Annotated in this window: 26 protein-coding genes; 7 read left to right on the top strand and 19 right to left on the bottom strand. The window is 62.6% G+C overall.

Features of this window, described 5'->3' with window-relative positions; translation table 11 throughout:
• Nucleotides 1-37 precede the first annotated feature (37 nt).
• The 4 genes from A9D13_RS14815 (at nt 38) to A9D13_RS14800 (ending at nt 3468) form a co-directional block, all read left to right on the top strand.
• On the top strand, nt 38-814 hold the full coding sequence (locus tag A9D13_RS14815; protein ID WP_066775380.1) for an alpha/beta fold hydrolase: 777 nt from the start codon (nt 38-40) through the stop codon (nt 812-814).
• Nucleotides 811-2424, top strand: a complete 1614-nt coding sequence (locus tag A9D13_RS14810) for a Mur ligase family protein (RefSeq protein ID WP_066775377.1) — start codon at nt 811-813, stop codon at nt 2422-2424. Before A9D13_RS14815 ends, A9D13_RS14810 begins: the two co-directional genes overlap by 4 nt.
• Nucleotides 2425-2579: 155 nt before the next feature.
• Complete coding sequence (locus tag A9D13_RS14805) at nt 2580-3017, top strand: hypothetical protein (protein ID WP_156522096.1); 438 nt, start codon at nt 2580-2582, stop codon at nt 3015-3017.
• A gap of 133 nt (nt 3018-3150) precedes the next feature.
• Nucleotides 3151-3468: a PilZ domain-containing protein gene (locus tag A9D13_RS14800; RefSeq protein ID WP_066775372.1), complete on the top strand. Its 318-nt coding sequence runs from the start codon at nt 3151-3153 to the stop codon at nt 3466-3468.
• Nucleotides 3469-3472: 4 nt separating this feature from the next.
• Here A9D13_RS14800 and mmsB read toward each other — a convergent pair whose 3' ends face one another.
• From mmsB to A9D13_RS14765, 7 genes are all read right to left on the bottom strand, one after another.
• A complete protein-coding gene (gene mmsB / locus A9D13_RS14795) occupies nt 3473-4342 on the bottom strand; it encodes a 3-hydroxyisobutyrate dehydrogenase (RefSeq protein ID WP_066775370.1) in 870 nt (289 codons plus the stop codon).
• A 40-nt stretch (nt 4343-4382) separates the two neighbouring features.
• The gene (locus tag A9D13_RS14790) at nt 4383-5165 is read right to left on the bottom strand and encodes an enoyl-CoA hydratase-related protein (RefSeq protein ID WP_066775368.1); all 783 of its coding nucleotides are present in this window, start codon (nt 5163-5165) and stop codon (nt 4383-4385) included.
• On the bottom strand, nt 5162-6205 hold the full coding sequence (locus tag A9D13_RS14785; RefSeq protein ID WP_066775365.1) for an enoyl-CoA hydratase/isomerase family protein: 1044 nt from the start codon (nt 6203-6205) through the stop codon (nt 5162-5164). Before A9D13_RS14785 ends, A9D13_RS14790 begins: the two co-directional genes overlap by 4 nt.
• A complete protein-coding gene (locus tag A9D13_RS14780; protein WP_066775362.1) occupies nt 6202-7344 on the bottom strand; it encodes an acyl-CoA dehydrogenase family protein in 1143 nt (380 codons plus the stop codon). The genes A9D13_RS14785 and A9D13_RS14780 overlap by 4 nt, the downstream gene beginning before the upstream one ends.
• A 37-nt stretch (nt 7345-7381) precedes the next feature.
• Nucleotides 7382-7684 (bottom strand): I78 family peptidase inhibitor, encoded by a 303-nt coding sequence (locus A9D13_RS14775; protein ID WP_066775359.1) that lies wholly within the window; start codon nt 7682-7684, stop codon nt 7382-7384.
• Nucleotides 7685-7695: 11 nt separating this feature from the next.
• Complete coding sequence (locus A9D13_RS14770; protein ID WP_066775356.1) at nt 7696-8229, bottom strand: hypothetical protein; 534 nt, start codon at nt 8227-8229, stop codon at nt 7696-7698.
• An 89-nt stretch (nt 8230-8318) separates the two neighbouring features.
• Nucleotides 8319-9815, bottom strand: a complete 1497-nt coding sequence (locus A9D13_RS14765) for a CoA-acylating methylmalonate-semialdehyde dehydrogenase (RefSeq protein ID WP_066775348.1) — start codon at nt 9813-9815, stop codon at nt 8319-8321.
• A gap of 147 nt (nt 9816-9962) precedes the next feature.
• Here A9D13_RS14765 and A9D13_RS14760 point away from each other — a divergent pair, with 147 nt between their 5' ends.
• Nucleotides 9963-10871 (top strand): LysR family transcriptional regulator, encoded by a 909-nt coding sequence (locus A9D13_RS14760; protein WP_066775347.1) that lies wholly within the window; start codon nt 9963-9965, stop codon nt 10869-10871.
• An 83-nt stretch (nt 10872-10954) separates the two neighbouring features.
• Here the strand turns inward: A9D13_RS14760 and lpdA are convergent, their stop codons facing one another.
• The 3 genes from lpdA to A9D13_RS14745 are packed head-to-tail and all read right to left on the bottom strand — an operon-like array spanning nt 10955 to nt 14098.
• Complete coding sequence (lpdA, locus tag A9D13_RS14755; RefSeq protein WP_066775344.1) at nt 10955-12370, bottom strand: dihydrolipoyl dehydrogenase; 1416 nt, start codon at nt 12368-12370, stop codon at nt 10955-10957.
• 10 nt (nt 12371-12380) lie between these two features.
• On the bottom strand, nt 12381-12767 hold the full coding sequence (locus A9D13_RS14750; protein ID WP_066775341.1) for an acyl-CoA thioesterase: 387 nt from the start codon (nt 12765-12767) through the stop codon (nt 12381-12383).
• Nucleotides 12768-12778: 11 nt separating this feature from the next.
• Nucleotides 12779-14098, bottom strand: a complete 1320-nt coding sequence (locus A9D13_RS14745) for a pyruvate dehydrogenase complex dihydrolipoamide acetyltransferase (protein WP_066775338.1) — start codon at nt 14096-14098, stop codon at nt 12779-12781.
• Nucleotides 14099-14301: 203 nt separating this feature from the next.
• On the opposite strand from A9D13_RS14745, the gene A9D13_RS14740 reads away from it, so the two are divergent.
• Entirely contained in the window at nt 14302-14757 is a 456-nt protein-coding gene (locus A9D13_RS14740) for a universal stress protein (RefSeq protein ID WP_066775335.1), read from the top strand.
• Between the two features lie 128 nt (nt 14758-14885).
• Nucleotides 14886-15575 (top strand): DUF4197 domain-containing protein, encoded by a 690-nt coding sequence (locus tag A9D13_RS14735; protein WP_066775332.1) that lies wholly within the window; start codon nt 14886-14888, stop codon nt 15573-15575.
• 15 nt (nt 15576-15590) lie between these two features.
• Here the strand turns inward: A9D13_RS14735 and rnr are convergent, their stop codons facing one another.
• The 9 genes from rnr to radA all read right to left on the bottom strand — a co-directional run bounded on the left by rnr (nt 15591) and on the right by radA (nt 26419).
• Nucleotides 15591-17912: a ribonuclease R gene (gene rnr, locus A9D13_RS14730; protein WP_066775329.1), complete on the bottom strand. Its 2322-nt coding sequence runs from the start codon at nt 17910-17912 to the stop codon at nt 15591-15593.
• 46 nt (nt 17913-17958) lie between these two features.
• The gene (locus A9D13_RS14725; protein WP_172808185.1) at nt 17959-18600 is read right to left on the bottom strand and encodes a DUF805 domain-containing protein; all 642 of its coding nucleotides are present in this window, start codon (nt 18598-18600) and stop codon (nt 17959-17961) included.
• A gap of 143 nt (nt 18601-18743) precedes the next feature.
• The gene (gene proS, locus A9D13_RS14720; RefSeq protein WP_066775848.1) at nt 18744-20327 is read right to left on the bottom strand and encodes a proline--tRNA ligase; all 1584 of its coding nucleotides are present in this window, start codon (nt 20325-20327) and stop codon (nt 18744-18746) included.
• A 188-nt stretch (nt 20328-20515) separates the two neighbouring features.
• Nucleotides 20516-21097 (bottom strand): polyhydroxyalkanoate synthesis repressor PhaR, encoded by a 582-nt coding sequence (phaR, locus tag A9D13_RS14715; RefSeq protein WP_066775324.1) that lies wholly within the window; start codon nt 21095-21097, stop codon nt 20516-20518.
• Nucleotides 21098-21198: 101 nt separating this feature from the next.
• Nucleotides 21199-22263: an alanine racemase gene (gene alr / locus A9D13_RS14710; RefSeq protein WP_066775322.1), complete on the bottom strand. Its 1065-nt coding sequence runs from the start codon at nt 22261-22263 to the stop codon at nt 21199-21201.
• 64 nt (nt 22264-22327) lie between these two features.
• Nucleotides 22328-23959 carry an MFS transporter gene (locus A9D13_RS14705; RefSeq protein ID WP_066775320.1) on the bottom strand — a complete coding sequence of 544 codons (1632 nt, stop codon included), beginning with the start codon at nt 23957-23959 and terminating at the stop codon, nt 22328-22330.
• Nucleotides 23960-24049: 90 nt separating this feature from the next.
• The gene (locus A9D13_RS14700; RefSeq protein WP_066775317.1) at nt 24050-24478 is read right to left on the bottom strand and encodes an iron-sulfur cluster assembly scaffold protein; all 429 of its coding nucleotides are present in this window, start codon (nt 24476-24478) and stop codon (nt 24050-24052) included.
• Nucleotides 24479-24491: 13 nt separating this feature from the next.
• Nucleotides 24492-25016, bottom strand: coding sequence for a CvpA family protein (locus A9D13_RS14695; RefSeq protein ID WP_066775314.1), 525 nt, complete (start codon nt 25014-25016; stop codon nt 24492-24494).
• A 20-nt stretch (nt 25017-25036) separates the two neighbouring features.
• Nucleotides 25037-26419: a DNA repair protein RadA gene (gene radA, locus A9D13_RS14690; RefSeq protein ID WP_066775311.1), complete on the bottom strand. Its 1383-nt coding sequence runs from the start codon at nt 26417-26419 to the stop codon at nt 25037-25039.
• Nucleotides 26420-26467: the final 48 nt, after the last annotated feature.

Genomic DNA, 26467 nt, shown 5'->3' with positions numbered 1-26467 from the left:
TCTTGTGCACCACAATCGGCGCTGTAAGAAGGGCGGCATGAAGCCTCCCCACCATATTCGGATCGGCACACCGGGTGCGCCAAAGGTAGCTTTCGGCCATGGCTGGGGCCGAACCCACCGCGACTTCATCCCGGTTGCCGAGGCGCTTGCGCCCCTCATCGATGCCTACCTGTTCGATCTGCCCGGCTTCGGCAAGTCCGAGAGGCCGGGTGATGCATGGGGAACGGTGGAATACGCCGATTACATGGCGCGCCACATGGCCGACGATCTTGGCTTCGACCTGTGCACATGGGTCGGGCACAGCCTTGGCGGGCGCATTGGCCTGCGGCTCGCCCGGCGCAGCCCCGGCTTGATAGAACGGCTGATCATCGTCGCCGGCGCCGGCGTCCCGCGTGAGATTTCGGGCTGGGAAAAATACAAGCGCAAGCGGCGTTCCAACCAGTTCCAGAAGCTGAAAGCCCAGGCCAAAAATGAAGCTGAACTGATTGAACTGGAAAAGAAATTTGGATCCATCGACTATGTTGCCAGCCGGGAAAGCGGGATGCGCGACATCTTTACCGCCACGGTGAACGAGGATCAGACCAACGAGCTTTCGGGCATTATCGTGCCGACCACGCTGATCTATGGCGCGCAGGATACCGACACCCCGCCCGAAGTGGGCCGCAAAATCGCGCACGGCATCCCCGGCGCGCGCTATGTCGAAATGCCCTTCCTCGACCATATCTCGATCCTCGACCGAGGAAGGCACCAGATTGCGCTGGCCATCAAGGAAGGCCTGCCGGTCACAGCATCCGATGAAGGAACGGCCGCATGATCTTCGCCGCCATCCTTCTCTTCGCGCTTGGCTTCGGCTGGCTGGTCTGGGTGCGCCTGCATACGCTGCTCACCTATTTCCAGCAGGAGGAATATGACGCAAAGCGTTTTGCAGCCGCGATTTTCCGGGTCCGGCTTTATGACGTAAAGGCCAGCCTGGTCCTGCTGGTGCTGTTGCTTATCGCCGTTCTTTCGACGGGCGAGCCCGCTGTCGCCGGTATTTTCGTCGTCGCGGTCATCGTGTCGGGCGCGGTTCTGGCCGCGATCGGCTGGAAAGAGCGTCTCTACACCTACAAGAAGCCCCTCGCCCTGACGGAGCGGGCACGGCGCATCCGCAATGTCGCGGCACTGATCTCGATCCTGTCGGTCCTGCTTGCCTCGATGGGGCCGATACAGGCGCTGGTCGCGATCCAGTTGCCGCCGCTGGCGCTGATCCTGGCCAATGGCATGCTGCAGCCGATCCAGAACCGGGTGAACGAAGCCTATATCGACGAAGCGAAGGCCAAGCTGGCGCGGCTGGACCCCATCCGCATCGGCATCACCGGCAGCTTTGGCAAGACGACAACCAAGCATATCTTTGCCGAGGTGCTGGGCGTGTCCGGCCCCGTTTTTTATTCGCGCGGGTCGATCAACACGGTGCTCGGCCTCACCCGCCACATCCGCGAGCGCCTGCAGTGGAGCCACCGTTTCTTCATCGCCGAAATGGGGGCCTATGGTATCGGATCGGTCGCGCGGCTGTGCAAGTTCGTTAAGCCCGATTACGGCATTGTCACCGCCATCGGCGATGCGCACACCGAACGTTTCGGATCGGTCGAGAACATTGCCAAGGCGAAGTCCGAACTGGTCGAGGCCGTGTGCGCCAATGAAGGCATCGCCGTCGTCGCGACGCAGGTCATGGACTACGCCCCCTTTCGCGGCCTTGCCGAACGCTATCCGGGACAGGTTGTCACCGTTGGTCCCGAGCAGGACGCCGACATTCGCATCAATTCCGCCACGCTGGAGGATGCCGACTGGGTGATCGAGCTCGAGGATCGCCGCGTCGACGGCGAAAGCTTTGGGACCATCCGCTATGAGCTGCCGCTGCTGGGTGAGCACAACATCACCAACTCGGCGCTTGCCGTCGCGATGGCTGCCGTCATCGACCACACGATCGCCGAACGCATCCCGCTGGTAACGCCCGATGTCGAGCAGGTCCCCCACCGGCTGCAAAAGCGCGAAAGCCCTGGTGAGGCGCTGGTGCTGGACGATGCCTATAACGCGAACGAGACCGGCTTCCGCAATGCCGTGGCGGTCGCGGCTGAACTGGCAAAACAGCGCGGCGGTCGCGCGATCCTTGTGACGCCCGGCGTCGCCGAACTGGGCATGGAGCATGACCGCGTCCACGCTAAGCTGGGCGAATATTCCGCCGGGCTTGCCGATATCGTCTATGCCGTGAACCCTTCACGTATAGCGAGTTTCACCGCCGCTTTGGCGCAGAACGGTAAGCCTGCGCACGAAGTTGCGAGCTTCGCGGACGCGCGCAATGCGCTTAAGACCGAGGCGAAGCCCGAGGACGTAATTCTTTACGCGAATGATCTTCCTGATCTGCTTGAAGAAAAAAGACTTCTCTAACTTTTGTAGTTTATTATAATTTGAACAATTAGCCCGGTGCGCGCATGGTCGCGGCACCGGGGGGTATTCAACAAAACTTTATGCCGCATGACGGCAGTTCATTCCCCGTATCGGGTCGCGCCATCGGCCATGTGCCGAAACCCAAGGGGGAAACCATGATCCGTAAACATATCCGCCGCATTGCCCTTACAGCCTGCGCCGCCGCGCTGGTCGCCGGGGGGCAGCCTGCCATTGCGCAATCGCTGGACGATTCGCCGATCATCACGCTTTACAAGTTCGCGCCGGGCAAGATGGAGGAAGCGGTCCGCATGATGGCGATACGCGACAAGGTGTTCGCCGAAGCCGAGATCCCCGTCGAGACCTATTACTTCCACCAGCAGGGCGCAGGCTGGATGCTGGTCGTGATTTCTCCGCCGTGGAAGGAGGAATATGGCGACAAGGCCAAGGCCGCGCGTGAAAAACTGGGCGTGCCGAAAGACGCTTTCGAAGCCTGGCCCACGGTGATCGCCGATCATGAGGATATCATCGTCGAAGGTCCCACAACCGCGGCGGCAAAGATCGCAGAGTGGGATAAGGCCAAAGCAGAAGAGTAAGCCTATGCGCCGGGCCGTTTTTACGCAAACGGTCCGGCGATTGCCGTCAAAATTGCGTGAACTGCGCAATTTAAACGATTTCTTTCCTAATATCGCGGTAACTCATTCCGGTATCGAAAAGGGTGGGTAATCAATGAATCTGCGAATCGAGGATCGCTCTCGGGTTTCGCTGCACGGCATATATCGCCTGCAGAACGGTGGTGGAGAGCGTGGCGCGCTGATCGTCGATCTTTCGGCCAAGGGCTGCCGCCTGCTCGACCGCCTGCACCCGTTGCCGGTGGGCGCGGAGCTGACGCTGACTTTCGGCCATCTCAATCCCTTCGCCGCAAAGGTCTGCTGGCAGGAAGGATCGTTCTACGGGATCGAGTTCCTGCGCCCGCTGCATGCGATGGTGCTCGACCACCTGACGCGGACGGCGGCGGACCTGCGCACAGGCCGCCGCCCCCGTTAACGGATCAAAGCGTCTCGAATATCGAGCCGAAATCCTTGCCGCCCAGCCCCGCGGCATCGGCAGCTTCGTAAAGTTCGCAGGCCTTGCGCCCCAGATCGACCTTGGCGCCGCTGCGATCGGCTGCATCCATGGCAAGGCGCAAGTCCTTGAGCATCAGCGCCGTTGCGAATCCGCCCGCATAGCCGTTATCGGCAGGGCTCGACGCACCGACGCCGGCAACGGGCGTGTAGTCGTTCAAGGACCAGCAATAGCCGGTCGACTTTGAACTGATCTCGTAGAATTTCTCCATATCGAGACCGTTGCGGTCAGCGAGCTTCAGAGCCTCTGCCGTGCCGATCATGTGGCAGGCGAGCAGCATGTTGTTGCACATCTTGGCAACCTGCCCTGCCCCGGCTTCGCCGGCGCGAATGACGGCCTTTGCCATCGGGCCAAGCACGACCTCGGCGCGAGCGAACGCCTCTTCGCTGCCGCCGACCATAAAGGTCAGCGTGCCGCCATTGGCCGCCGCGATGCCGCCCGAAACGGGGGCATCGACCATGTCGTGGCCTGCCGCCTTGGCCGCATCCATTACCTTGCGAGCGGTGGCGACATCAATGGTCGAACAATCGATCAGCAGCGCCGAAGAAGGCGCGTGGCCGATGACGTCAGAATCATAGACTGCATCGACGATCTTGCCGTTGGGCAGCATGGATACGACCGCTTCCGCGCCCTTCACCGCTTCCCTGGCAGAAGTGAAAGTCGCGCATCCGGCTTCTTTTGCGCGAGCGAGCGCATCTTCCGAAAGGTCGAAGGCGCTGACCTCATGCCCGGCCCTGGCCAGGTTCGCGGCCATCCCGCCGCCCATGTTGCCAAGACCGATGAAGGCAATTTTCATGAATACTCTCCCGGTGTGTTTCGTCTGGATGGAGAAGCGCTCAGCGCCCCTTCCACTTCCCTTCACGCTTCTCGACAAAGGCAGCCATGCCTTCGGCCTTGTCCTCGGTCGAGGTCAGCACCTGGAACATGCGACGCTCCGCGATCAGGCCCTGATCCAGCGTCGTTTCGAAAGCGGTGTTGACCATTTCCTTGTTCATCATCGCGGCCAGCGGCGGCATTGACGCGATCGTCGCTGCCGTCTTCATCGCATCGTCCAGCAGATCCGCCAGCGGCACGACGCGGGCGACAAGGCCGCTGCGCTCGGCCTCTTCAGCGTCCATCATCCGGCCCGTCAGGCACATCTCCATGGCCTTTGACTTGCCGATGGCGCGGGTCAGGCGCTGCGAACCGCCCATGCCGGGGGCAACGCCCAGCTTGATCTCGGGCTGGCCGAATTTGGCATTGTCGGACGCGATGATGAAATCGGCCATCATGGCCAGTTCACAACCGCCGCCCAGCGCGAAACCGTTGACCGCTGCGATCCACGGCTTGCGCGTCTTCTTGACGACATCGGACGTCCAGCCGGCGAAGAAGTCTTCCTTGTAGAAGTCCGCCGCCGGCTTTTCCGACATCTCCTTGATATCCGCACCAGCGGCAAAGGCCTTTTCGCCGCTACCGGTGATGACCGCGCAAAGCTGGCTGTCATCCGCTTCGAACGCAGCGAAAGCACTGGTCAGATCGGCCAGTACCTGCGTGTTGAGCGCGTTCAGAGCCTTGGGGCGGTTGAGCGTGATCAGCGTCACCGCGCCGCGAGTTTCGGTTTCGATGGTTTCGTAGGTCATAGCGGACTCCATTCCTTGTCAGCCGGCAGGGGCGCGAAAACCGCGTCGACTGCTGCCGGGTCGATTTCCTCAGGCGTGGCGGGCTGCCACTTCGGGTCGCCGGTCTTGTCAACCAGCAGAGCGCGCACGCCTTCGGCAAAGTCGGGCAGCATGATGGCCCGGCCCGCCGCACGATATTCCATGCGCATATTATCGGCGAAGGTCTCGCAGGCCGCACCTTCTCGCAGCTGGCGCAGGACCAGTTCACACGCTTGCGGGCTTTTCGTGCGAAGCGTCTTCAACTCCTTCATCGCCCACTCGCCGCCATCGGCCTCAAGCGCGGTTATGATGTCGGTCAGGCTCTCGGCAGCGAAAAGCGTGTCGATACGCTCCTTGTTACCGGCAAGCCGTGGATCGGGAGCATCAGCCGACAGCGCATCCAGCACGCTTTCGATGGCCGAGGGGTTCTCGACGATTTTCGCCTTCGCCTCGGCCAGCACATCGGCAGGCAGGTAATGCGTCGCCAGCCCCGCCCACAGGCATTCCGCACCATCTAGGCGCGCACCAGTCAGCCCGGCGAACTTGCCGATCTGCCCCGGCAAGCGCGACAGGTACCAGCCGCCGCCCACGTCGCAGATCAGGCCGATGCCGGTTTCGGGCATCGCGTATTTCGTGTTTTCCGTCACCACGCGATATTTCGCGGGCTGCGAAATGCCGACGCCGCCGCCCATGGTGATGCCGTCCATAAAGGCGACGATGGGCTTGGGAAAGGTGAACATCAGGTGGTTGAGGTGATACTCCACCTCAAAGAAATGCCGGCCCGACGCGCCGCCATCTTCCAGAGCGGAATTGCGCAGCAATGTAACGTCACCGCCCGCGCAGAAGCCGCGCCCTTCGGCATGATCGACGATGACCGCCTCGATCGCCGGATCGTCGCGCCATTTCACCAGCGCCTCGATCATCGCCTCGCACATCGAAAGGGTCAGCGCGTGGATCGCCTTGGGCCGGTTCAGAGAGATGTGCCCCACCGGGCCATGCGTATGGATCAGCACCTCGCTCATCGCACCATCTCCCGTCCGACGATCATGCGCATGATCTGGTTCGTGCCTTCAAGGATTGAATGCACGCGCAGGTCGCGCCACAGCTTCTCGATGGGATATTCCTTGAGGTAACCGTAGCCGCCGAACAGCTGCAGCGCGCGATCGACGACGCTGCTGCCGGTTTCGGTCGCGATCATCTTGGCCATGGCGGCAAAGCGGGTCTTGTCGGGCGCGTCGGCCGTCACCTTCGCCGCGGCGAGATAGAGGAGCGCCCGCGCAGCCTCCAGCTCCGCCGCCATTTCGGCAAGCGTGAACTGCGTGTTCTGGAAATCGGCGATCGCCTTGCCGAACTGCTTGCGGTCCTTCACATAGGCCAGCGCCTCGTCGATCGCCCGCTGCGCCCCGCCCAGAGAGCAGGCCCCGATATTGAGGCGGCCGCCGTCAAGCCCCTTCATGGCGATGGCGAAGCCCTCGCCCTCGCGCCCGACGATGTTTTCCTTGGGCACTTTCGCATTGTCGAGGATCAGCGCCGCGGTCGGCTGCGAGTTCCAGCCGAGCTTCTTCTCCTGCGCACCGAAGGATACGCCTTCCATGTCCTTTTCAATCACCATGCAGGAAATGCCGCGCGGGCCATCCTCTCCGGTGCGCACCATGGTGACATAAATCTCGTTATGGCCACCGCCGGAAATGAATTGCTTCGATCCGGTGACTTCCCAGTGGTCGCCCTTGTCCACCGCCTTGGTCTTCAATGCCGCAGCGTCGGACCCCGAACCCGGTTCGGTCAGGCAATAGGAGGCAAGCTCCTCCATCCCGATCAGGCGCGGCAGGTATTTCTCCTTCAGCGCATCGCTGCCGAAAGTGTCGATCATCCAGGCCGACATGTTGTGGATCGAGATGAAGGCGCTGGTCGACGGGCAACCATAGGCGAGCGCCTCCATGATTAGCGCCGATTCCAGCCGGCCCAACCCGATGCCGCCCGAATCCTCCGACACATAGATCGCGCCAAAACCAAGCTCGCCCGCCTGTTTCAGCACGTCGCGCGGCATGATCTTTTTCTCATCCCATTCGGCAGCATGGGGGGTGATGGCATCGGCGGCGAACCGCTGTGCCATCTCCTGGATCGCCTGCTGCTCCTCGGTCAGTTCGAATTGGCCTGTCATCGGTCCTCTTTATCTTATCTTGTGTCTGGAACGTCGATCAGCCGCAGCTGATGCGCTCGATCTTCATGTCGTCGTCATAGGATACGGTCAGCCGGTCGGGCCTGAAATCCATGGTCATCGCGCTGCGCGGCGGGCCCCAGCGCAATTGGCGCGCGCCGGTCGCGGCAAGCAATTCGGCGCCAAGCGGCGCGGTTGCCGTCTGACCGATCCGGTCCTGTACCCCGGCGGCATCGCATGCTCCGTCCGCACCGATCCGCACGGGCTCTGCCGGAGCGGGATCGACCGTGGCGCAGCCGGAAAGAGTGGCGGCGATCAGGCTCATTTGCATCAAACGCTTCACGTCCGCTCTCCTCAGCTGCACTTCTGGTACCGAAAAGCACCGGGCACCGCGCCATCGCCATATTCGCGGCGATACAGTGCTTCTCCGTTATCGGCGGTCTCCAGCAGCATGGAGCGGTTCCATTCCATGCCCTCGCCCTCAAATGCGAAATCGGCGCGGAGGCTGCCGGGCCTGGATTGCTCAATTTCGGCCAGGGTCCCCACCGATTCATAGAAGGTCAGCGTATCGCCATCGATCTTGAGCAGACCCTTGGCCGCAGCGCCCCCTTCGCAATCGGCGGCGTTCATGCCCCAGTTGCCCTGAAAGGCCGCGGGGATGCCAGGGCCCGTGGCGCCATCGCCGATGCCCCCATCGGGCTCGACCGGCATGGGCGCATCATCACTGGCCGCATCATCACTGGCCGCATCATCACTGGCCATGTCGGCGGTTGCGTCGTCGATCCCGCCATTCTCCTCATCCTGCGCGGACGGTCCGCACGAGGCAAGCGCCAGCACGGCAGCAGCGGCCAGCGTTCGGGTAAGGAAAAGTGAAGAGGCAATGCGCATGGGATGTCCTTTGTCGAACGGTAAGGGTCTTTCGAATGTAACGCAGCATAGCCCCGCGATATCCACCCGAAAGACCCTGAACCGTCAGGTCACCCCATGGTCGGGATGACAAAGGCATTCGATCCATCGCCGCCGCCATCGGGCCAGCGCTGGGTCACGGTCTTGACCTTGGTCCAGAAACGCATGCCTTCCATGCCGTACTGGTTCTGATCGCCAAAGCCCGAACGCTTCCACCCGCCAAAGCTGTGATAGCTGACTGGCACCGGGATCGGCACGTTGATGCCCACCATACCGACGTTCACGCGGGCAGCGAATTCGCGCGCGGCATGGCCGTTGCGGGTAAAGATGGCGACGCCATTGCCATACTGGTGATCGCTGGCAAGCTTCAGAGCTTCCTCGAAATCATTGGCGCGGACCATCTGGAGGACGGGGCCGAAAATCTCGTTGTGATAGGTGTCCATGTCGGTCTTCACATGGTCGAACAGCGACGGGCCGATGAAGTAACCTTCCTCATGCCCCTGCAGCTTGAAGCCGCGACCATCGATGACAAGCTCCGCGCCCTCGTCCACGCCCTTCTGGATCCATTCCTCGACACGCGCCTTGTGCTGCGCGGTGACGACGGGGCCATATTGCGCATCGGGATCGGTGGAAACGCCGACACGCAGCGAACCGACCGCGCTCACCAGCTTGTCGCGCAGGCGCTCAGCAGTGTCTTCACCCACCGGCACAACGACGGGCAGCGCCATGCAGCGTTCGCCGGCGGAGCCATAGGCCGCGCCGATCAAATCGTTCACGGCGACGTCGAGATCGGCATCGGGCATGATGATGCCGTGGTTTTTCGCGCCGCCCATGCACTGCATGCGCTTCCCGTTCTGGGTGCCGCGGGCATAGACGTAATTGGCAATGTCGGAACTGCCGACGAAGCTGATCGCGCCGATGGCCGGGTGGTCGAGAATGGCGTCGACCATTTCCTTGTCGCCATGAACAACCTGCAGGATGCCCTCGGGCGCGCCCGCTTCCAGAAAGAGTTCGGCAAGGCGGACGGGAACGCTGGGATCGCGCTCGCTCGGCTTGATGATGAAGGCATTGCCGCAGGCGATCGCCATGCCGAACATCCACATCGGGATCATGGCCGGGAAGTTGAACGGGGTGATGCCGGCGCCGATGCCGATCGGCTGGCGCATCGAATAGACGTCGATGCCCGGCCCTGCGCCCTGCGTATATTCACCCTTCAGCGCCTGCGGGATGCCGCAAGCAAATTCGATGACTTCCAGACCGCGCTGCACGTCGCCCTTGGCGTCATCAATGACCTTGCCGTGCTCGCTCGACAGCAGGCGGGCGAGCTCTTCCATATTGTCTTCGATGAGCTGCTTGAACTTGAACATCACGCGGGCGCGGCGCTGCGGATTGGTCGCGGCCCATCCGGGCTGCGCGGCCTGCGCGGCGGCCACGGCCTGTTCCAGCGTCGACTGGTCGCCGAAATTGACCTTGGCCTGAACCTGTCCGGTGTTGGGGTCGAAAACCTCGGCGCTGCGGCCAGAGCTGCTGGTACCGCCGCCGCTGACGACATTGTCGATGATGCGCATGACTTGCTTCCTCTCCATGTGTTCATGGGACCAATGCGCGTATGCGCGCATCAGGTCCGCCTTTCTTGCCAAAGAGCATTACAGGGTGCATCATTGCATGCAACAATCAATAATACGGGCCTAGCCTGCAAAAATGCAGAGGTAGAGATGCAACAGGTAGACTGGAGCGACTATCAGGTCTTTCTCGCGCTGGCGCAGGCCGGGCGCACCGGCGATGCGGCCCATTTGCTGGGCGTGGATTCCACCACCGTCAGCCGCCGGTTGAAGCGGCTGGAGCACGCATTGGGTGCAGTTCTGTTCGAACGCGGGCGCGACGGACACCAGCTTACCGAAGCGGGCGAGACATTGTTCGATGAGGTCTCGACCATGGCGCGCGCGGCCTCCCGCATCGAAGACAGCGCCGAGGGAGACGGAGGACTGGGCGGCACGTTGCGCATCAGCGTTTCCGAAGGGTTCGGCAGCTGGTTCCTAGCCCGCCACCTGCCGGATCTCGCCGATGCGCATCCCTCGCTCACCATCGACCTTGTCGCCAGCAGCGGCTTCCTTAATCCGTCAAAGCGGGAAGCGGACATCGCCGTCATGCTTTCACGGCCGCGGTCGGGCCAGCTGATCGCGCGCAAGCTTTCGGATTACGCGCTGCGCCTGTACGCCACGCAAGATTATATCGAACAGGTCGGAAAACCGCAGACCCCGCTGCAATTGACCGAGGGGCACAGGCTGATAGGCTATGTCCCCGAACTCGTCTACGCGCCCGAACTCGTCTATCTCGACGAGCTTCATCCCGGGCTAAAGGCAACGCTCCGCTCCTCCAGCATCAATGCCCAGCATCGCATGATCGCCCAGGGTGCAGGGCTTGGCGTGCTGCCCTGTTTTATCGGCGATTCCGATCCGCGGCTGATCCAGGTGCTGCCGCACCATATGATCCTGCGCAATTTCTGGCTGGTGACGCATGCCGACACCAATACGCTGGCGCGGGTAAAGACCGGAAAGGACTGGCTGCTGCAAACCGTCGCCGCCAATCGGAACGTTCTGCTATCGGGCGCGTCGCCGGGCTGACCGGGACCTGACAAAACCGAGCCCTGACAAAAAAGGGCGGAGCCTTCCGGCCCCGCCCTTCCCTGTTTCAATCATGCCAGCGATCAGATGTGAATCGCGCGACCGTAAGAGGCGAGCACGCTTTCGTGCATGCTTTCCGAAATGGTCGGATGCGGGAATACCGTCTGCATAAGCTCGGCCTCGGTCGTCTCCAGCGTCTTGCCGACGACATAGCCCTGGATCATCTCGGTCACTTCGGCGCCGATCATATGCGCGCCCAGCAGCTCGCCCGTCTTCGCATCGAACACGGTCTTCACGAAACCTTCCGGCTCACCCAGCGCGATGGCCTTGCCATTCCCGATGAAGGGGAAGGTGCCGGCCTTGACCGTATAGCCCTCTTCCTTCGCCTTTGCCTCGGTCATGCCGACGCTGGCGATCTGCGGGTGGCAATAGGTGCAGCCCGGGATGTTGTTGCGATCAAGTCCGTGCGGGTGGACATCCTTATTGCCCAGCTCCTTGGCGATCGATTCCGCCGCGGTCACGCCCTCATGGCTTGCCTTGTGCGCCAGCCAGGGTCCCGGCGTGCAATCGCCGATGGCCCACAGGCCCTTGACGCCGGTGCGGCCGTAGTCGTCGATCTGGATGAAGCCGCGCTCCATCTTCACACCGACCTTTTCAAGGCCAATGTCCTCGGTGTTCGGCACGATGCCGACGGCGGAAATGACGTGGCTGAATTCGTGCTCGACGACCTTGCCGTCCTTGCCCTTGATCTTGGCCTTCACGCCCTTGCCCGATGCGTCGATCGCTTCGACGCCCGCGCCGGTCATGATCGTCATGCCCTGCTTGGTCAGCGCCTTTTCGAGGAAGGCGGACACGTCCTTGTCCTCCACCGGCACAATGCGGTCGAGCATTTCGACAACGGTCACATCCGCGCCCATGTCGTTATAGAAGCTGGCAAATTCGATACCGATCGCGCCCGATCCCATGACGAGCAGCTTGGTCGGCATTTCCTTGGGCGTCATCGCGTGGCGATAGGTCCAGATCTTCTCGCCATCCGCCTTGGCAAAGGGCAGTTCGCGGGCACGCGCACCCGTCGCCACGATGATGTGCTTGGCGGTCAGTTTCTCCTCGCCCTTCTCGCCCTTCACCGTCAGGCTGGTCGGGCCGGTCAGCGTGCCCGTGCCCATGTGGACGGTGATCTTGTTCTTCTTCATCAGGTGGGTGACACCCGAATTAAGCTGCTTGGCGACTCCGCGCGAACGCTTGACCACGGCTTCCAGATCCGCCTCGATCTTGCCTGCGATCTTCAGTCCGTAATCGCTCGCATGCTCGGCGAAATGCTTGATCTCTGCCGAACGCAGCAGTGCCTTGGTCGGGATGCAGCCCCAGTTGAGGCAGATGCCGCCCAGAAGCTCGCGCTCCACGATGGCGGTCTTCAGCCCAAGCTGTGCAGCACGGATCGCGGCGACATAGCCTCCGGGGCCGGACCCCAATACGATCACGTCATAGCTGTCTGCCACTCGTCGTCTCCTAAACCTTTATCGGGCGCGGACGCCCATTATTGTCTATCGCCACGAAGGTGAAATCGGCCTCGGTCACCTTCACGGCTTCTTCTTCAAAGCGATGGCGGCGCCACGCTTCCACGTTGATCGTCATCGAGCTGCGCCCGATGCGCGTGATCTCGCCATATACGGATACTTCGTCGCCCACCGAAACTGGTGCATGGAACAGCATCTTGTCCATCGCGACGGTCACCGCGCGGCCCTGGCTGTGCCGCGAAGCGATCAGTCCCGCGGCGTTATCCATGACCGAAACCAGCCACCCGCCGAAGATGTCGCCATAGACATTGGTATCGGCAGGCATGGCGACCACGCGGATCGCCGGATCGATTTCGGGAGGGGTTTCGCTTTCGCCCATCTCCGGCGCTCTTACGCCAGCATGCCCAGCGGGTTTTCGACCAGTTCCTTGAAAGCGGCCATCAGGCGCGCGCCGTCCGCACCATCGATGGCGCGGTGGTCGAAGCTGCCCGTCGCGCTCATCACCATGGCGGGCACGATCTCGCCGCTCTCGTCAACGATGGCGCGCTTTTCGCCTGCGCCGATGGCAAGGATCATGCCCTGCGGCGGGTTGATGACGGCCTCGAACTGCTTGATGCCCATCATGCCCATGTTGGACAGGCTCGCAGTGCCGCCCTGATATTCTTCGGGAGCGAGCTTGCCTTCCTTCGCGCGGCCGGCAAGGTCCTTCATCGCCTTGGCGATGGAGCTGACCGAACGGCCATCGGCATCGGACACGATCGGCGTGATCAGGCCCGACGGGATCGACACCGCGACCGAGACATCGGCGCGCTCGTACTGGATCAGCTCGTTACCGGCAAAGCTGACATTGCATTCGGGCACCGCGATCAGCGCCTTGCCCAAAGCCTTGACCAGGAGGTCGTTCACGGAAACCTTCACGCCCTGGCTTTCCAGCGCCTTGTTCACTTCGGATCGCAGAGCCAGCAGCTTGTCGAGGCGCACGTCGACAGTGAGGTAGATGTGCGGGACGTTCTGCTTGGATTCGGTCAGGCGGCGCGCGATGGTCTTGCGCATGCCCGAAAGCTTGGAAACCGAATGCGGCACGCGCGCATCGAGGATAGCGCGGGTTTCGTCTGCCATGGCGACATCGGAGGCCGCCGCAGCAGGCGCAGCGGCTGCGGGCGCAGCGGCGGGCGCGGCAGCGCCGGCTTTCGCGCCTTCGACGTCTGCCTTCACGATACGGCCACGCGGACCGGAACCCGTCACTCCGGACAGATCGACACCCTTGTCGGCCGCGATGCGCTTAGCAAGCGGCGAAGCGATGATGCGGTCCCCCGATGCAGCCGGAGCCGGTGCCGGAGCGGACGCGGGTGCCGGAGCGGACGATGCGGCAGGCGCGGGCGCAGCATCGGCTGCAGCAGGTGCGGGCGACGGGGCCGGGGCGGCAGCAGCGCTGCCAGCAGCCTTGGCGGCCTCTTCCACGTCTTCGCCCTCTTCGGCGAGCATGGCGATGACGGTGCCCACCTTCACATTCTCGGCGCCTTCATCGATCTGGATCGCGGCGATGGTGCCTTCGTCGATGGATTCGAACTCCATCGTCGCCTTGTCAGTCTCGATCTCGGCGATGATGTCGCCCGGTGCGATCTTGTCCCCGGCCTTTACGAGCCATTTGGCAAGCGTGCCTTCTTCCATGGTGGGGGAAAGCGCAGGCATCTTGATCGCGATTGGCATGGGCTGAGGCATCCTGATTTGTTGCGGGTCCGCCCTTGTTATGGCTGGGCAGCCCTTTGGGGAGGAGATTTGCGTGTTTATCTCCAACCTTGCGCCGCATGGGTCAAGACTGGATTTGCTGCAGCATTCCCCCTAACCCTTGCGCAACCGCCCGTAATCCAGCAGCTTTTGCGTTACGCACAACTGACAGGCATCTTTTTGCAATGCGTACTTACCTCGTAATCATGGACGAAACACCGGAATCGCAACTCGCGTTGCGCTTTGCCTCGCGCCGCGCTGCCGACACCGGTGGATCGGTTCATATCATCGCCCTTGTACCCAAACAGCAGTTCACCGCGTTCGGCGGCGTTCAGGCCACGATCGAGGACGAGGCCAAGAGCCGCGCCGAAGTGCTGGTCATGGCCGCAGCCGGGCACCTGCTGGAGGAAAGCGGCCGGATGCCATCCATCGCGGTGAAGGTCGGCGACGGGGTAAAGGTGGTGCAGGACTATCTGTCCGAACACGGCAATATCGCCGCCCTCGTGCTGGCCGCTGCGGCAGAGGGCCCTCCCGGCCCGCTGATCGCGCACTTTGCCGGGCACCGCGCAGGCCACCTTCCCTGCCCGCTGATGATCGTGCCGGGCGGACTGAGCGAGGAAGAGATCGACGCGATCAGCTGAATCGCAAAATCTATTGCTGCCGTACAACTGGGCGAGCATTTACCACTTCACTCTATCGAGCTTCCTCGAGCCGTCCGGTATGTTGGGCGCCTCATCAATTCCCGTGGCAGGAAAAAAGGATCTCAGACATGCGAGAGACAGGCAAATTGCTGGAGCGCCGAAATTTCCTGTTCACGATGGCGACCGGACTGGCAATCGCGCCATTCGCGGCAAAGGCCCATGCACAAGGCCTTGGGTTGAGCAATATCCTTGGCCGTGCCAGCGACAATGCGCTGGACCAGCTCTCCCAGCCCGGTGCCTTTTATGGCGATCCGGACATTCGTATCGCTCTCCCGTTGATCGGAGGAAGCGGCGGTGCGCTGTCATCGCTTTTCAATGCAGGGCGCAAGGCGGGACTGCTCGACGGGCTGATCCGCAAGCTTAACGATGCTGCCGGAATTGCCGCCGGGGAAGCAAAGCCGATCTTTCGCACGGCGATCGATAACCTTACTCTTGCCGATGCGCCCGGTATCGTTTCGCAAAACGACGGCGCCACGCAATATCTTCAGCGTAGCGCGGGGGACGATCTCAATCGCAAGCTGCGCCCCTTGGTCGACGACGCTCTCGGCGATGTCGGCGCCTACAGCCAGCTTGACCGGCTGAACGCCAAACACAGCTTTCTGGGCCTCGCCGGAATCGACCGCGATGGTCTAGGCAGTTCCGTGACCGAGCAGGGGCTGAACGGCATTTTCGTATATATCGGATCGGAAGAAGCGAAGTTCCGCGCTAATCCGCTAGGCAATTCCGGCGGCTTGCTAAAGGGGCTGTTCGGCAACTGAGGTCGAACGCTCTCCCTACTTCTTCCGTCCCTGATGCCGGATATTGCCCGGACGCCCGCGCTTGCCAACCATGTGCTTGCCAGCCTTGTCGTGCCGGACGGGCTTGCCCTTGTGCATCGGGCGCTTTTTCTTCCCTTCAAGCCGACCGCCGCGCGGCTCGATACTGCCGGCGAATTCGGGCGGCTCGAACTTCAGCGCACCCGACAGCGGGTTGGCCTCTGCCAGTCGCAGCTTCATCCGGTCGCCGGAGCGATAGGTGGTGCCGGTCGACTGCCCGACCAGCACCTGCGCCTTTTCGTCATAGTTGAAGCGTTCGTCACCCAGCACCGAAACCGGCACGAGCCCATCGCCGCCAAGGCCGAGGATCGTGGCGAACAGGCCAAATTTCTGCACACCGGTGACGCGCGTGTCGAAAACCTCACCCACGCGGGCCGACAGCCATGCCGCGACATAGCGGTCGATGGTGTCGCGCTCTGCCTCCATCGCGCGGCGTTCGGCGCGGCTGATGGCTTCGGTGACACGGTCGAGTGATTCCCGGTCACGGTCCGACAGCCCGCTGCCATCGGGGATGGCGTTGGACTGCGGCTTGGGCTGTTCAAGCTTGTACGCATCGACCAGAGCGCGATGGACCAGAAGGTCGGCATAGCGGCGGATCGGCGAGGTAAAATGCGCATAGCTGCCCAGCGACAGGCCAAAGTGCCCGGCATTGCGCGGCCCGTAATAGGCCTGCATCTGCGTACGCAGCACCTGCTCCATGATGAGCGCCTTTTCGGCGTCGTCGCTCACGTCCTTGAGCATGCGGTTGAACAGCGAAGGGGTGATGACCTGACCCAGCGAAAGCTGCTTGTCCAAGGTCTTGAGGTAGTCGCGCAGCGAGACGAGCTTTTCCCGGCTCGGCGTTTCATGGACGCGATAGACGACAGGGGCGGCCTTCGCCTCCAGCGCCTTGGCCGCGGCGACATTGGCGGCGATCATGAAATCCTCGACCACGCGGTGCGCGTCGAGGCGCTCGCGCACGGCGATCTCGGCAATGCGGCCCTGTTCGTCGAGCACGACGCGCCGTTCGGGCAGGTCGAGGTCCAGCGGCTCCCGGTCGTTGCGCGCGGTTTCCAGCGCCTTCCAGCAGCCCCACAGGTTGGTCAGGTTCGCCGCGGCCTCGCCTTCGTCAATACGCTTTTGCGCATCTTCATAGGCGATCACCTCATGGATGCGCACGATGGCCCGGGTGAAGCGGAAGCTGGTGACGCGCCCGTCGGCAGTGATGGTCAGGTGGCAGGCCATCGCAGCCCGGTCCTCGCCCTCACCCAGAGAGCAAACGTCGGCGGATAGCACCTCGGGCAGCATGGGCACGACGCGGTCGGGAAAATAGACCGAATTGCCGCGCTTCCTTGCCTCGCGGTCGATCTTCATGCCGGGGCGGACGTAGAAGGACACGTCGGCGATCGCGACCAGAGCCTTCCACCCGCCCTTGTTCTGGGGGTCGGTATCGGGCTCTGCCCAGATCGCATCGTCATGGTCGCGCGCATCGGCAGGGTCGATCGCGACGATGGGCAGATGCGTCAGGTCCTCGCGGCTCTCTTGCGACAGCGGCAGCTTTGCGCTCGTCTGCGCCTCTTCCAGCACCTCGCTGCCAAAGACATGCGGGATCTCATATTTGTGGATCGCGATCAGGCTGAAGCTCTTGGGCGCCAAGGGGTCGCCCAGCACCTCTGTCACCTTCACGCCCGAACGCGGCGATTTGCCCGCAGGTTCGGCCAGCACCAGTTGCCCGCTTTCCGCACCGCCGATATCCGCGATGGGGAGCGACTGGCGCTGCGACTTGTCGGTCGGGGCCAGCCAGCCCTTGCCCGATTTGTCGATCTCCACCACGCCCATAATCGATTCGGCGCGGTCGGGCAGCTTGCGCATGACATGGGCGAGCCAGCCCTTCCCGGCCTCTTCGGTGCGGGCAAGAATGCGGTCGCCCTTACGCAAAGCGGGATAAGCGCGCTTGCCCTTGCCCTTGGGCTCCTGCACACGCAGGCGCGGCGGGGCCTGCCCACTTTCGGGGTCCCAAGTCTCGGGGATGGCAACGGCCTCACCCTCGTCGATCTCCACCACGCGCAGCACGGTCACCTTGGGCACGCCGCCCATGCGGTGATAGGCCGTGCGCTTGCCGTCGATCATGCCCTCCTCGGCCATGTCCTTCAGCAGCGCCTTCAGCGCGATCTTCTCCTGCCCCTTAAGCTTGAACTGGCGCGCGATCTCGCGCTTGCCGACGGGGGTGTCGGAGCTCTTGATATACTCCATGACCTGCTCCTTGCTGGGCAGGCCCTCGAATTTACGATTGTTTGTCATTGCGCCCTATGTGGGCGGGACCGTGCCGGTTCGCAATCGCAATCGCTCAACGATCCTTATGTTCGGGCGATATATGGGCGGTCGGGCGGTCGACCTTCGGCTGCGGCGCGGCAGGCGGGACATATGCGCCCCAGCGATTGTCATGCTTCTGACTGGGCCAAACGCCGAAAACCAGCACGATCAGATATGGCCCCCAGCCCAGCAGCAACTGCAGTGGACTTGTCGCGGCGAAGGCCGCCGCCTCGATCTCCTCAGGCGAAGTCGCGGATGCAAGCGTGTCGCGGATCTGGTCCATCATCAGATAGGACGTGAGGAGATTGCCCAGGACCATCGCTGCGGGGATCAGCGCGATCCAGCCGGGAAAGCCGGCATCGTGCAATCGGCGCACAAAAGACGCGATGAGCAGCAGCAGGATCGCCACCATCATGATTATGCTGAAAATCAGCTGCGGCATCATCATGTCGGCAACCGACTGCATCATCGGGGGCGACACCTCGTCTGCAGCATTGCCGGCTTCGGAAACGGCCGTACCAATCATGCGGGCCGCCACCACGAAACCCCAGACAAGGCTGGCAACGAACTGCAGTGCCACGAGGAACAGCACATACCACCAGAACGTGGCCCGATCGTCGCGCCCGAAGAAGTCGCCAATATGCGCGAGATTATATTTGATCGATTTGAAGAACATCAGCCCCCCGACGCAAAACCGGCGGATCCATGCCCCACCGGCACGGTATCCCATGGGAAGCCATTGTGCGCGCACGACCGCGATCAGGCAAGCCGCAGCCCGCCCGATCGCATCTGCGGCTGACAGGGATCAGCTGACAGGGATCAGTAAGCGCGCGCGATGAAGATGGTTTCTACCGCAGGCTCGCCGGTGAAGATGCAGGGATCCTCGGGCTTCGCATCGCCCTGCGGAGTGTTGCGGATCGTGAGCTTCAGCGCCTTCAACTGTTCGACCACCTTGTCCAGCGCCTCGCCGGTCGGGCGCGACCATGCGGCCTTGACCCAGCCGGGTTTCTCCGTGCCTTCGGCGAAATATTCGGCCAGCCCCTCCATCGTGGTGATGTCGTGGCGGATCGCGTCGTCGCGCCGCTGCTTCGCTTCCTCAAACAGGCCGAGCTGGATTTCCTCAAGCATGCCCGCGGCGTTGAAGAGGAAATCCTCGCGCCCCTCGAAGCTCATGTTTGCCTTGCCCTCATCGGTCCAGAGCTGGTCCCGGCGCAGCAGCGCGACCTTTTCGCCCGCCATGTCGCGCGGGCCGACCTCGACGATCAGCGGCGCGCCCTTGCGCACCCAGTTCCAGCGCTTCTGCGCGGCCTTGCCCGGCTTCGTGTCCAGCAGCACACGCACCGGCTCGCGGAAAGCGTCCTGCGCGGTCAGGTGCTTCTTCAGATCCTCGCAATAGGCGAGCAGTTCGCTGTCACCATCCTTGCCGCGCAGCATGGGGAGCAGCACGATCTGGTGCGGCGCAATGCGCGGCGGCACACGCAGGCCGTCATCGTCGCCATGCGTCATGATGACGCCGCCGATCAGCCGGGTCGATACGCCCCAACTGGTGGTGTGGCACAGCTGCTCTGCGCCCTGATCGTCCTGGTACTTGATGTTCGCGGCATCGGCGAAAGTGGTGCCCAGATAATGGGAGGTGCCGGCCTGCAGCGCCTTGCCGTCCTGCATCATCGCCTCGATCGAATAGGTTGCGTCCGCGCCGGGGAAACGCTCGTTCTCAGGCTTTTCGCCCGCGACGACTGGCATGGCCAGAACGTCCTCGGCAAAGGCGCGATAGACCTCCAGCATCAGCAGGGTCTCGTCCATGGCGCCTGCCTTGTCGGTATGCGCGGTATGGCCTTCCTGCCAGAGGAACTCGCTGGTGCGCAGGAACATGCGGGTCCGCATTTCCCAGCGCACGACATTGGCCCACTGGTTGATCTTCAAAGGCAGGTCGCGCCAGCTCTGGATCCAGCGGCCCATGGCATGGCCGATCACCGTTTCCGACGTCGGTCGCACGACCAGCGGCTCTTCCAGCTTCGCATCGGGATCGACGACCAGCGAACCGTCCTCGGCCTTCAGCCGGTGATGGGTGACGACCGCCATTTCCTTGGCGAAGCCTTCGACGTGCTCGGCTTCCTTGGCGAAATAGGACAGCGGAATGAACAGCGGGAAATAGCAATTGTCGTGGCCGGTTTCCTTGATCCGGTCATCGAGCAGGCGCTGGATACGTTCCCAGATACCCCAGCCCCACGGCTTGATCACCATACAGCCGCGCACGCCCGATTCCTCGGCCATGTCGGCCTGCGAGACCACCGCCTGGTACCATGCGGCGAAATCATCCTTGCGCGACACGTCAAGCGCGTGGCGAATCGTCGCCTGTTGGGGCTGGTTCTGCGAACCGGACTTCTGGGACTTGTCGGCCAAGGGGCGCACCTTGAAAATGGGATGGCCCGGCGCCTCGGGCGGAACATGCGGCGCTGGATCGCTGCGCGTGGCAGCAGTGCAAACCGGCCCCTTATTCCCGCGCGGCCCACTTGCCAAGGGCCAGCGCAAAACGGGCCGCCCGCATGTGCATGCAGGCGGCCCGATTGCTGCGGATCGGACAGGCTTGTTTACTTCGAAAGCTTGTCGATCTGTTCCTTCATCATGGCCATCTGCTTTTTCAGATCGTCCAGCTCCGCGTCCTTGGCCGGTGCTGCAGTGGCGGCTGTTTCTTCGCCGCCCTCTTCACCCGCTGCCATGCCAGCAGCGCCGGGCATGAAGGCATCGGTCGCGGCCTTGAACATGGCCATGTTCTGCTGCGCAAGCTTGGCCAGCGGATTGCTGCCCATCGAATCCTCGAACGCCTTGCGCATCTTGAGCTGGTTGTCGCGGAACTGGGCCATCGACATTTCAAGGAAATGCGGCACCATGGCCTGCATCGAATTTCCGTACATCCCGATCAGGTCGCGCAAAAAGCTGACAGGCAGCATCTGCGATCCGGCCGCTTCTTCATCCATGATGATCTGCGTCAGGATCTGATGCGTGATGTCCGCGCCGCTTTTCGCGTCGATGACCTGGAAATCGACACCCTCTCGCGTCATTTCTGCCAGATGGTCAAGCGTGATGTAGCTTGACGAATCGGTGTTGTAGAGACGCCGATTGGCATATTTCTTGATGATGATCACACCATCGTTTTTTTCTTTATCCGCCACATAACCCCCAAGTTAAAGGATGGCATTTTGCTGCAAAGCCACATGCTGCACTGCTTTGCTGCAATTGCTAATAGCATGGCTAATGGCTTTGCGGCAAGCAATCAGCCGCGCAGTCTCGGTCCGGACAATGTCAATAGCTCGTATTGCGTTAATCCGGTGGCTTGGGAAGCCTGCGCCAGATCATATTGCGCACGCAGCCAGTCGCCCTCGCGAAGATGCGGCACTGCGGTGACATCCACCGCGGTCATGTCCATCGACACCCGGCCCAGCACCGGCAATTGTGCACCATCTGCCGCGGTAAAGATGCCCTCCCCGCTCCAGCAACGCAGGTAGCCGTCGGCATAGCCCAACGAGAGGATCGCCACCCGCATGTCATGCGGCGCGGTGAAGGTCGCGCCATAGCCGATGCTTTCCCCCGCAGGCAGGTCGTGGATCTGGATGATGGCCGCCTCAGGCGTAATCACCTGCCGCACCAGCCCTTCCGCTTCGGCCCGCGCGGTACCGCCGTAAAGGGCCAGGCCGGGGCGCGTCAGGTCGAAATGATAATCACTGCCAAGCGCGATGCCCGCGCTATTGGCAAGGCTTGCCCGGCGATGGGGGATCATGGCCGTCACCTCACGAAATGCAGCGCACTGGCGCGCATTCATGGCGCTGTCTTCATCCGCGCAGGCAAGGTGAGACATCAGCACCTCGATATCCAGCGCCCTTATCGCAGGGTCGGCCAGTTCTTCGGGCCGTACACCCAGACGGTTCATGCCCGTATCGACCATGAGGTCGCAGGCACCGCCCCCCGCCGCGCCCCAGCGCACAGCCTGCGCCATGCTGTTGATCACCGGACGCACGCCGCTGGCCAATGCGAAACGCGTGTCGGCTTCGGTCATCGGGCCATGCAATACGGATATGCCGTGCGCATCGGCATGCGCGATAACCTCGGGTACCTCGCTCCAATGCGCGACGAAGAAATAGCGTGCGCCGGCGTCCAGCAGGACGGGCATCACCCGCTCCACCCCCGTGCCATAACCGTCTGCCTTAACCGCCGCACCCGCCACGGCGGAGCCCGACAGCCTGTCCATCGCGCGCCAGTTATCGGCCAGCGCCCCCGCGTCGAAGGAGAGGCGCAGCGAGGGTGCAGGAATCAGATTGGAAAGCGAAGCGTCGGAATTCATGCGACGCGGTTCGCATATCGCCGCCTGCCGCGCCAGTGCCCGCGCCTCCTGTTCCCTCGAATTCTCATGCCTCTTCGAAATCGCGGGGCGGGCCGCCCTTCAGGCCGAAAATCGCGACGACCAGGCCGATCGCCATAAAGGCCCAGGTGTACCAAAGCCCGGCATAGGCATTGCCGGTTCGCGCAATGATATAGCTGGCGATCAGGGGCAGGAAACCGCCAAAATATCCCGCGCCGATGTGATAGGGGATCGACATCGAGCTGTAGCGAATGCGCGGCGGAAACATCTCTGCCAAAAGCGCCGCCACCGGCCCATAGGTCAGCGCGGAGAGCGCCGATAGCATGACCAGCGCGCCGACTATACCGGCAATGCGGCCCCAACCCGGCGTCTGCAATGAGAAATCATAGCCGCCTGCTGTCAGCCTCTCCTGCAAGGCTGCGCGCCGCGCTGGCGCATCTTGTGCCGGATAGTCGGCAATCGTTTCGCTCACATCACCGATCGACAGCGTAAGCGACGGAGACTCCTGCAAGTCATAGGCGACACCGAAAACGGTGAGATCCTCAATCAGGCGACCGCATGGCGTGGCCTGCGCATCGGCGAAGGGATCATAGCTGCAATCGGGGCCAGCCACCACGACCGGCGCGCTTTGCGCCGATGCCTCCAGCCCCGGATTGGCCATGGAACCGATGAAATGAAACGCCGGAAACAGCAGGACAAGCGAGAGCGCCTGCCCGATTACGATCGGCAGCTTGCGCCCGACCCGATCGGAAATCCTTCCGACAATGACATAAAGCGGCATCGCGATGATCCCCACGGCAAACAGGATCAGTTCCACCGTCAGCGGCTCCACCCGCATCGGGCCTTTCAGGAATGATAGGCTGGAGAAAAAGGCGGTATACCAGATGGTCGTGAGCGAACCTGTCACCCCGAACAGCGCGACAAAGATGCGCCACTTGTTTCCGGGATAGGTAAAGCTCTCGACAAAGGGGTTCTGCGCTGTCTCGCCCGCGTCCTTCATCGCGCGAAAGACCGGGCTTTCCGACAGCTTGAAGCGCATCCACAGCGAAATCGCCAGCAGCGCCAGCGACAGCAGGAACGGCACGCGCCATCCCCAGCTGGCAAAATCCTCGGGCGGGATCACGAAACGGCAGCCCAGCACCACGGCGATGGAAAGCACGAAGCCGCCCACCACGCTCGCCTGGATGAAAGAGGTGTAGAAACCGCGTTTTTCAGGCGGCGCATGTTCGGCGACATAGACCGCCGCGCCGCCATATTCGCCGCCCAGCGCCAACCCCTGCAGCACGCGCAGGACCAGAACGATGATGGGGGCCGCGATACCGATCGTCGCGGCAGAGGGAATGAGGCCGACGCCCGCCGTGGCAATACCCATCAGCGTCACCGTGACAAGAAAGGTATATTTCCGCCCCAGCCTGTCGCCCAGAAATCCAAAAAGCACCGCGCCCAGCGGCCTGAAACCGAATCCCACGGCAAACCCCGCCCAGACGAGCAGTATCTGCAAAGTTTCGTTGTCCGACGGAAAAAAGGCGGCGCCGATCAGCCCGGCAAGCGTACCGTAGATGAAGAAATCATACCATTCGAACACGGTACCCAGCGATGACGCGGTGATCACCAGCCTCACATCGCTCGCGCTTATTTCGCCATCCACGCCTGCCGCGTCAAAATTCGCATCGGCCATGCCGCTCTCCCCTTGGCCCCTTTGCCTTTCGCATAAACCGGCCCTGTGCGAATTGCCAAGCGCAACGAAAGAGCATGGTGGGAAAGCGGCTCAGCCGCGCGGCTGATTGTCGAGCGCGCGGATCGCGGCATTCCATGCAAGCAGGATTGCACCATGGCGTGCCGGATAGTCGCGGGCCGCAGCGATCAGTTCAAGTCCGGGCCAATCGGGCATGGCCCTCTCGCCGCCCAGCCAAGCTTCGATCTCATTGCGCGAAGCACCGATCCGCTGCGCGGAGGAACCGACTGCGTTTCCGGCAAAGATGGCCGCACTCGCCTGCCCGATGGCGCAGGCGCTGAGCGACAGGCCGAGCCTGTCGATGGCGCCGCCGTCATCCACGGAAAGTCCGATCCTCAACGTGCTGCCGCAACTGGGGGAGCGTGCCTCCGACGTAAGCGGAAAATCCGGCAAAAGCGGATATCGGGCCAGCGCGACCGCAGCGCGCAACACTTCGGGCGTGTAAAGCTTCGCGGCGCTCATCGCGATCGCCCCGTCACTGCGCGGCTTCTTCCTGAAACGCCTCACGCCGTGCTGCAATGGTCTCGACAAGTGCGTTGCTGGCCGCATTGACGAAAGGATAGCTGCGCGCCTCCTTGATCCAGTCGGGCCGGCCTTCTGCACCCCATGCGGTGTCATACCCCAGCGCCAAAATCGAAAACGACAGCACGACCAGGATCGCGCCCTTTACCACGCCGAACCCCAGCCCAAGGATGCGATCAACAAAGCCCAGGACCGATTCGCGCGTCCGGCTGCCGGCCCATTTCGCGACAAGCTTCATCACCACATAAGGCACGATCAGCAGCAGCACGAAAGCCAGCAGCCCTGCGTTGGTATCGTTGTCTTCGAAGAACCCGACAAGAAATCCGGTCAGCGGTTCATGCAGGTAATAGATCGCTGCCACCGCCGCGACCCATGCTGCCAGCGACAATGTTTCATGGACGAAACCGCGCAGCAGGCCGCCCACGGCAGCCAGCCCCACGATCACGAGGACCAGCAGGTCGAATCCGGTATATTCCATTCTGGTCTATTCGCGCCCGTCTAATCGCCCGATCCAACGACCCGTTCAACCAATCCGATCAACAGGTCCATCGCGTCATAACGAGCCGATCCTTTCTCGTCGCTTGACGCTGCGCCATTTAGGGGCGGGCCAAAGGCCTTGTCAAAGCCGAGCTTTGCAGATTCGCGCAGCCGCAGCGGCGCATGCGAAACCGGGCGGATTTCACCGGACAGCGATACCTCGCCAAACCAGACCGACTGTTTCGCCAGCGGCCTGTCGGCCAGCGCGGAAACCAGCGCCGCCGCCACGGCCAGATCCGCCGCCGGATCCTGCAGGCGATAGCCGCCCGCCACGTTGAGATAGACCTCTGCCGAAGAAAAGCTGAGCCCACAGCGCGATTCCAGCACGGCAAGCAGCATGGCAAGCCGCCCGCTGTCCCAGCCTACGACCGCGCGCCGCGGCGTCGCGCCCGATTGCAGCCGCACGATCAGCGCCTGAATCTCGACCAGAACGGGCCGCGTTCCCTCCAGCGCCGGAAACACCGCGCTGCCCGCCACCGGTTCGTCGCGGGTGGAGAGGAACAGCATGGAGGGGTTCGACACCTCGGTCAGACCCGCACCTTCCATCGCGAAAACGCCGATCTCGTCCACAGCGCCAAAGCGGTTCTTCAGCGCGCGCAATACCCGGTACTGGTGCGAACGCTCGCCCTCAAAGCTCATCACCACGTCGACCATGTGTTCCAGCACGCGCGGCCCCGCGATATTGCCGTCTTTCGTCACATGGCCGACCATGACCAGCACGCAGCCCGATTCCTTGGCATAGCGGATCAGTTCCAGCGCGCAGCCGCGCACCTGGCTGACCGTGCCGGGCGCCCCCTCGATCTTGTCGGAATGCATGGTCTGGATCGAATCGATGACCAGTAGCGACGGCGGCTCCATCCCGCCCAGCGTTGTCAGTATGTCGCGCACCGAAGTCGCGCTCGCCAGACGGATAGGCGCATCGGCGAGACCCAGCCGCCCGGCGCGAAGCCGCACCTGCCCCGCCGCTTCCTCACCACTGATGTAAACCGCGTCCTTGCCGCTGCGCGCCACGCTCGCACTCGCCTGTAAAAGCAGCGTCGATTTGCCGATCCCCGGATCGCCGCCCATCAGGATCGCACTGCCCGGCACCAGCCCGCCGCCCAATGCGCGGTCGAATTCCGCCATGCCGGTCGGCTGCCGCACCGGCAAAGGCGTGTCTTCATCCAGAGCGGTAAAGGCAATCGGCCGCCCGCCGCCCGACAAATCGTGCTTTGACGAAAATACCGTCGCGGGCGCTTCCTCTACCAGCGTGTTCCATTCGGCGCAGTCATGACATTGCCCCTGCCATTTCTGGGAGACACTGCCGCAAGCCTGGCACACGAATCTGCGTTTGGGTTTCGCCATGACCTCGCGTAACCGGAACGGACCGGGAACGCAATTCTATCTGAAGCT

Origin of the sequence: Croceicoccus mobilis, assembly GCF_001661965.1 — a bacterium.
Classification (GTDB): Bacteria; Pseudomonadota; Alphaproteobacteria; order Sphingomonadales; family Sphingomonadaceae; genus Croceicoccus; species Croceicoccus mobilis.
The sequence above is the reverse complement of the archived record's forward strand: the minus strand, read 5'-3'. Positions and strand labels throughout refer to the sequence as shown.

Bases quoted from the DNA above. Each gene is read 5' to 3' on its own strand.
- alr (WP_066775322.1), bottom strand. From the start codon at position 22,263: ATGAATTCCGACGCTTCGCTTTCCAATCTGATTCCTGCACCCTCGCTG.
- mmsB (WP_066775370.1), bottom strand. From the start codon at position 4,342: ATGAAAATTGCCTTCATCGGTCTTGGCAACATGGGCGGCGGGATGGCC.
- A9D13_RS14780 (WP_066775362.1), bottom strand. From the start codon at position 7,344: ATGACAGGCCAATTCGAACTGACCGAGGAGCAGCAGGCGATCCAGGAG.
- A9D13_RS14725 (WP_172808185.1), bottom strand. From the start codon at position 18,600: ATGTTCTTCAAATCGATCAAATATAATCTCGCGCATATTGGCGACTTC.
- rnr (WP_066775329.1), bottom strand. From the start codon at position 17,912: ATGACAAACAATCGTAAATTCGAGGGCCTGCCCAGCAAGGAGCAGGTC.
- A9D13_RS14785 (WP_066775365.1), bottom strand. From the start codon at position 6,205: ATGAGCGAGGTGCTGATCCATACGCATGGCCCGGTGGGGCACATCTCT.
- A9D13_RS14750 (WP_066775341.1), bottom strand. From the start codon at position 12,767: ATGGGCGAAAGCGAAACCCCTCCCGAAATCGATCCGGCGATCCGCGTG.
- A9D13_RS14700 (WP_066775317.1), bottom strand. From the start codon at position 24,478: ATGAGCGCCGCGAAGCTTTACACGCCCGAAGTGTTGCGCGCTGCGGTC.
- A9D13_RS14800 (WP_066775372.1), top strand. From the start codon at position 3,151: ATGAATCTGCGAATCGAGGATCGCTCTCGGGTTTCGCTGCACGGCATA.
- A9D13_RS14760 (WP_066775347.1), top strand. From the start codon at position 9,963: ATGCAACAGGTAGACTGGAGCGACTATCAGGTCTTTCTCGCGCTGGCG.
- A9D13_RS14765 (WP_066775348.1), bottom strand. From the start codon at position 9,815: ATGCGCATCATCGACAATGTCGTCAGCGGCGGCGGTACCAGCAGCTCT.
- A9D13_RS14705 (WP_066775320.1), bottom strand. From the start codon at position 23,959: ATGGCCGATGCGAATTTTGACGCGGCAGGCGTGGATGGCGAAATAAGC.
- A9D13_RS14695 (WP_066775314.1), bottom strand. From the start codon at position 25,016: ATGGAATATACCGGATTCGACCTGCTGGTCCTCGTGATCGTGGGGCTG.
- A9D13_RS14770 (WP_066775356.1), bottom strand. From the start codon at position 8,229: ATGCGCATTGCCTCTTCACTTTTCCTTACCCGAACGCTGGCCGCTGCT.
- A9D13_RS14805 (WP_156522096.1), top strand. From the start codon at position 2,580: ATGATCCGTAAACATATCCGCCGCATTGCCCTTACAGCCTGCGCCGCC.
- A9D13_RS14790 (WP_066775368.1), bottom strand. From the start codon at position 5,165: ATGACCTACGAAACCATCGAAACCGAAACTCGCGGCGCGGTGACGCTG.
- radA (WP_066775311.1), bottom strand. From the start codon at position 26,419: ATGGCGAAACCCAAACGCAGATTCGTGTGCCAGGCTTGCGGCAGTGTC.
- A9D13_RS14740 (WP_066775335.1), top strand. From the start codon at position 14,302: ATGCGTACTTACCTCGTAATCATGGACGAAACACCGGAATCGCAACTC.
- A9D13_RS14735 (WP_066775332.1), top strand. From the start codon at position 14,886: ATGCGAGAGACAGGCAAATTGCTGGAGCGCCGAAATTTCCTGTTCACG.
- A9D13_RS14815 (WP_066775380.1), top strand. From the start codon at position 38: ATGAAGCCTCCCCACCATATTCGGATCGGCACACCGGGTGCGCCAAAG.
- A9D13_RS14810 (WP_066775377.1), top strand. From the start codon at position 811: ATGATCTTCGCCGCCATCCTTCTCTTCGCGCTTGGCTTCGGCTGGCTG.
- A9D13_RS14745 (WP_066775338.1), bottom strand. From the start codon at position 14,098: ATGCCAATCGCGATCAAGATGCCTGCGCTTTCCCCCACCATGGAAGAA.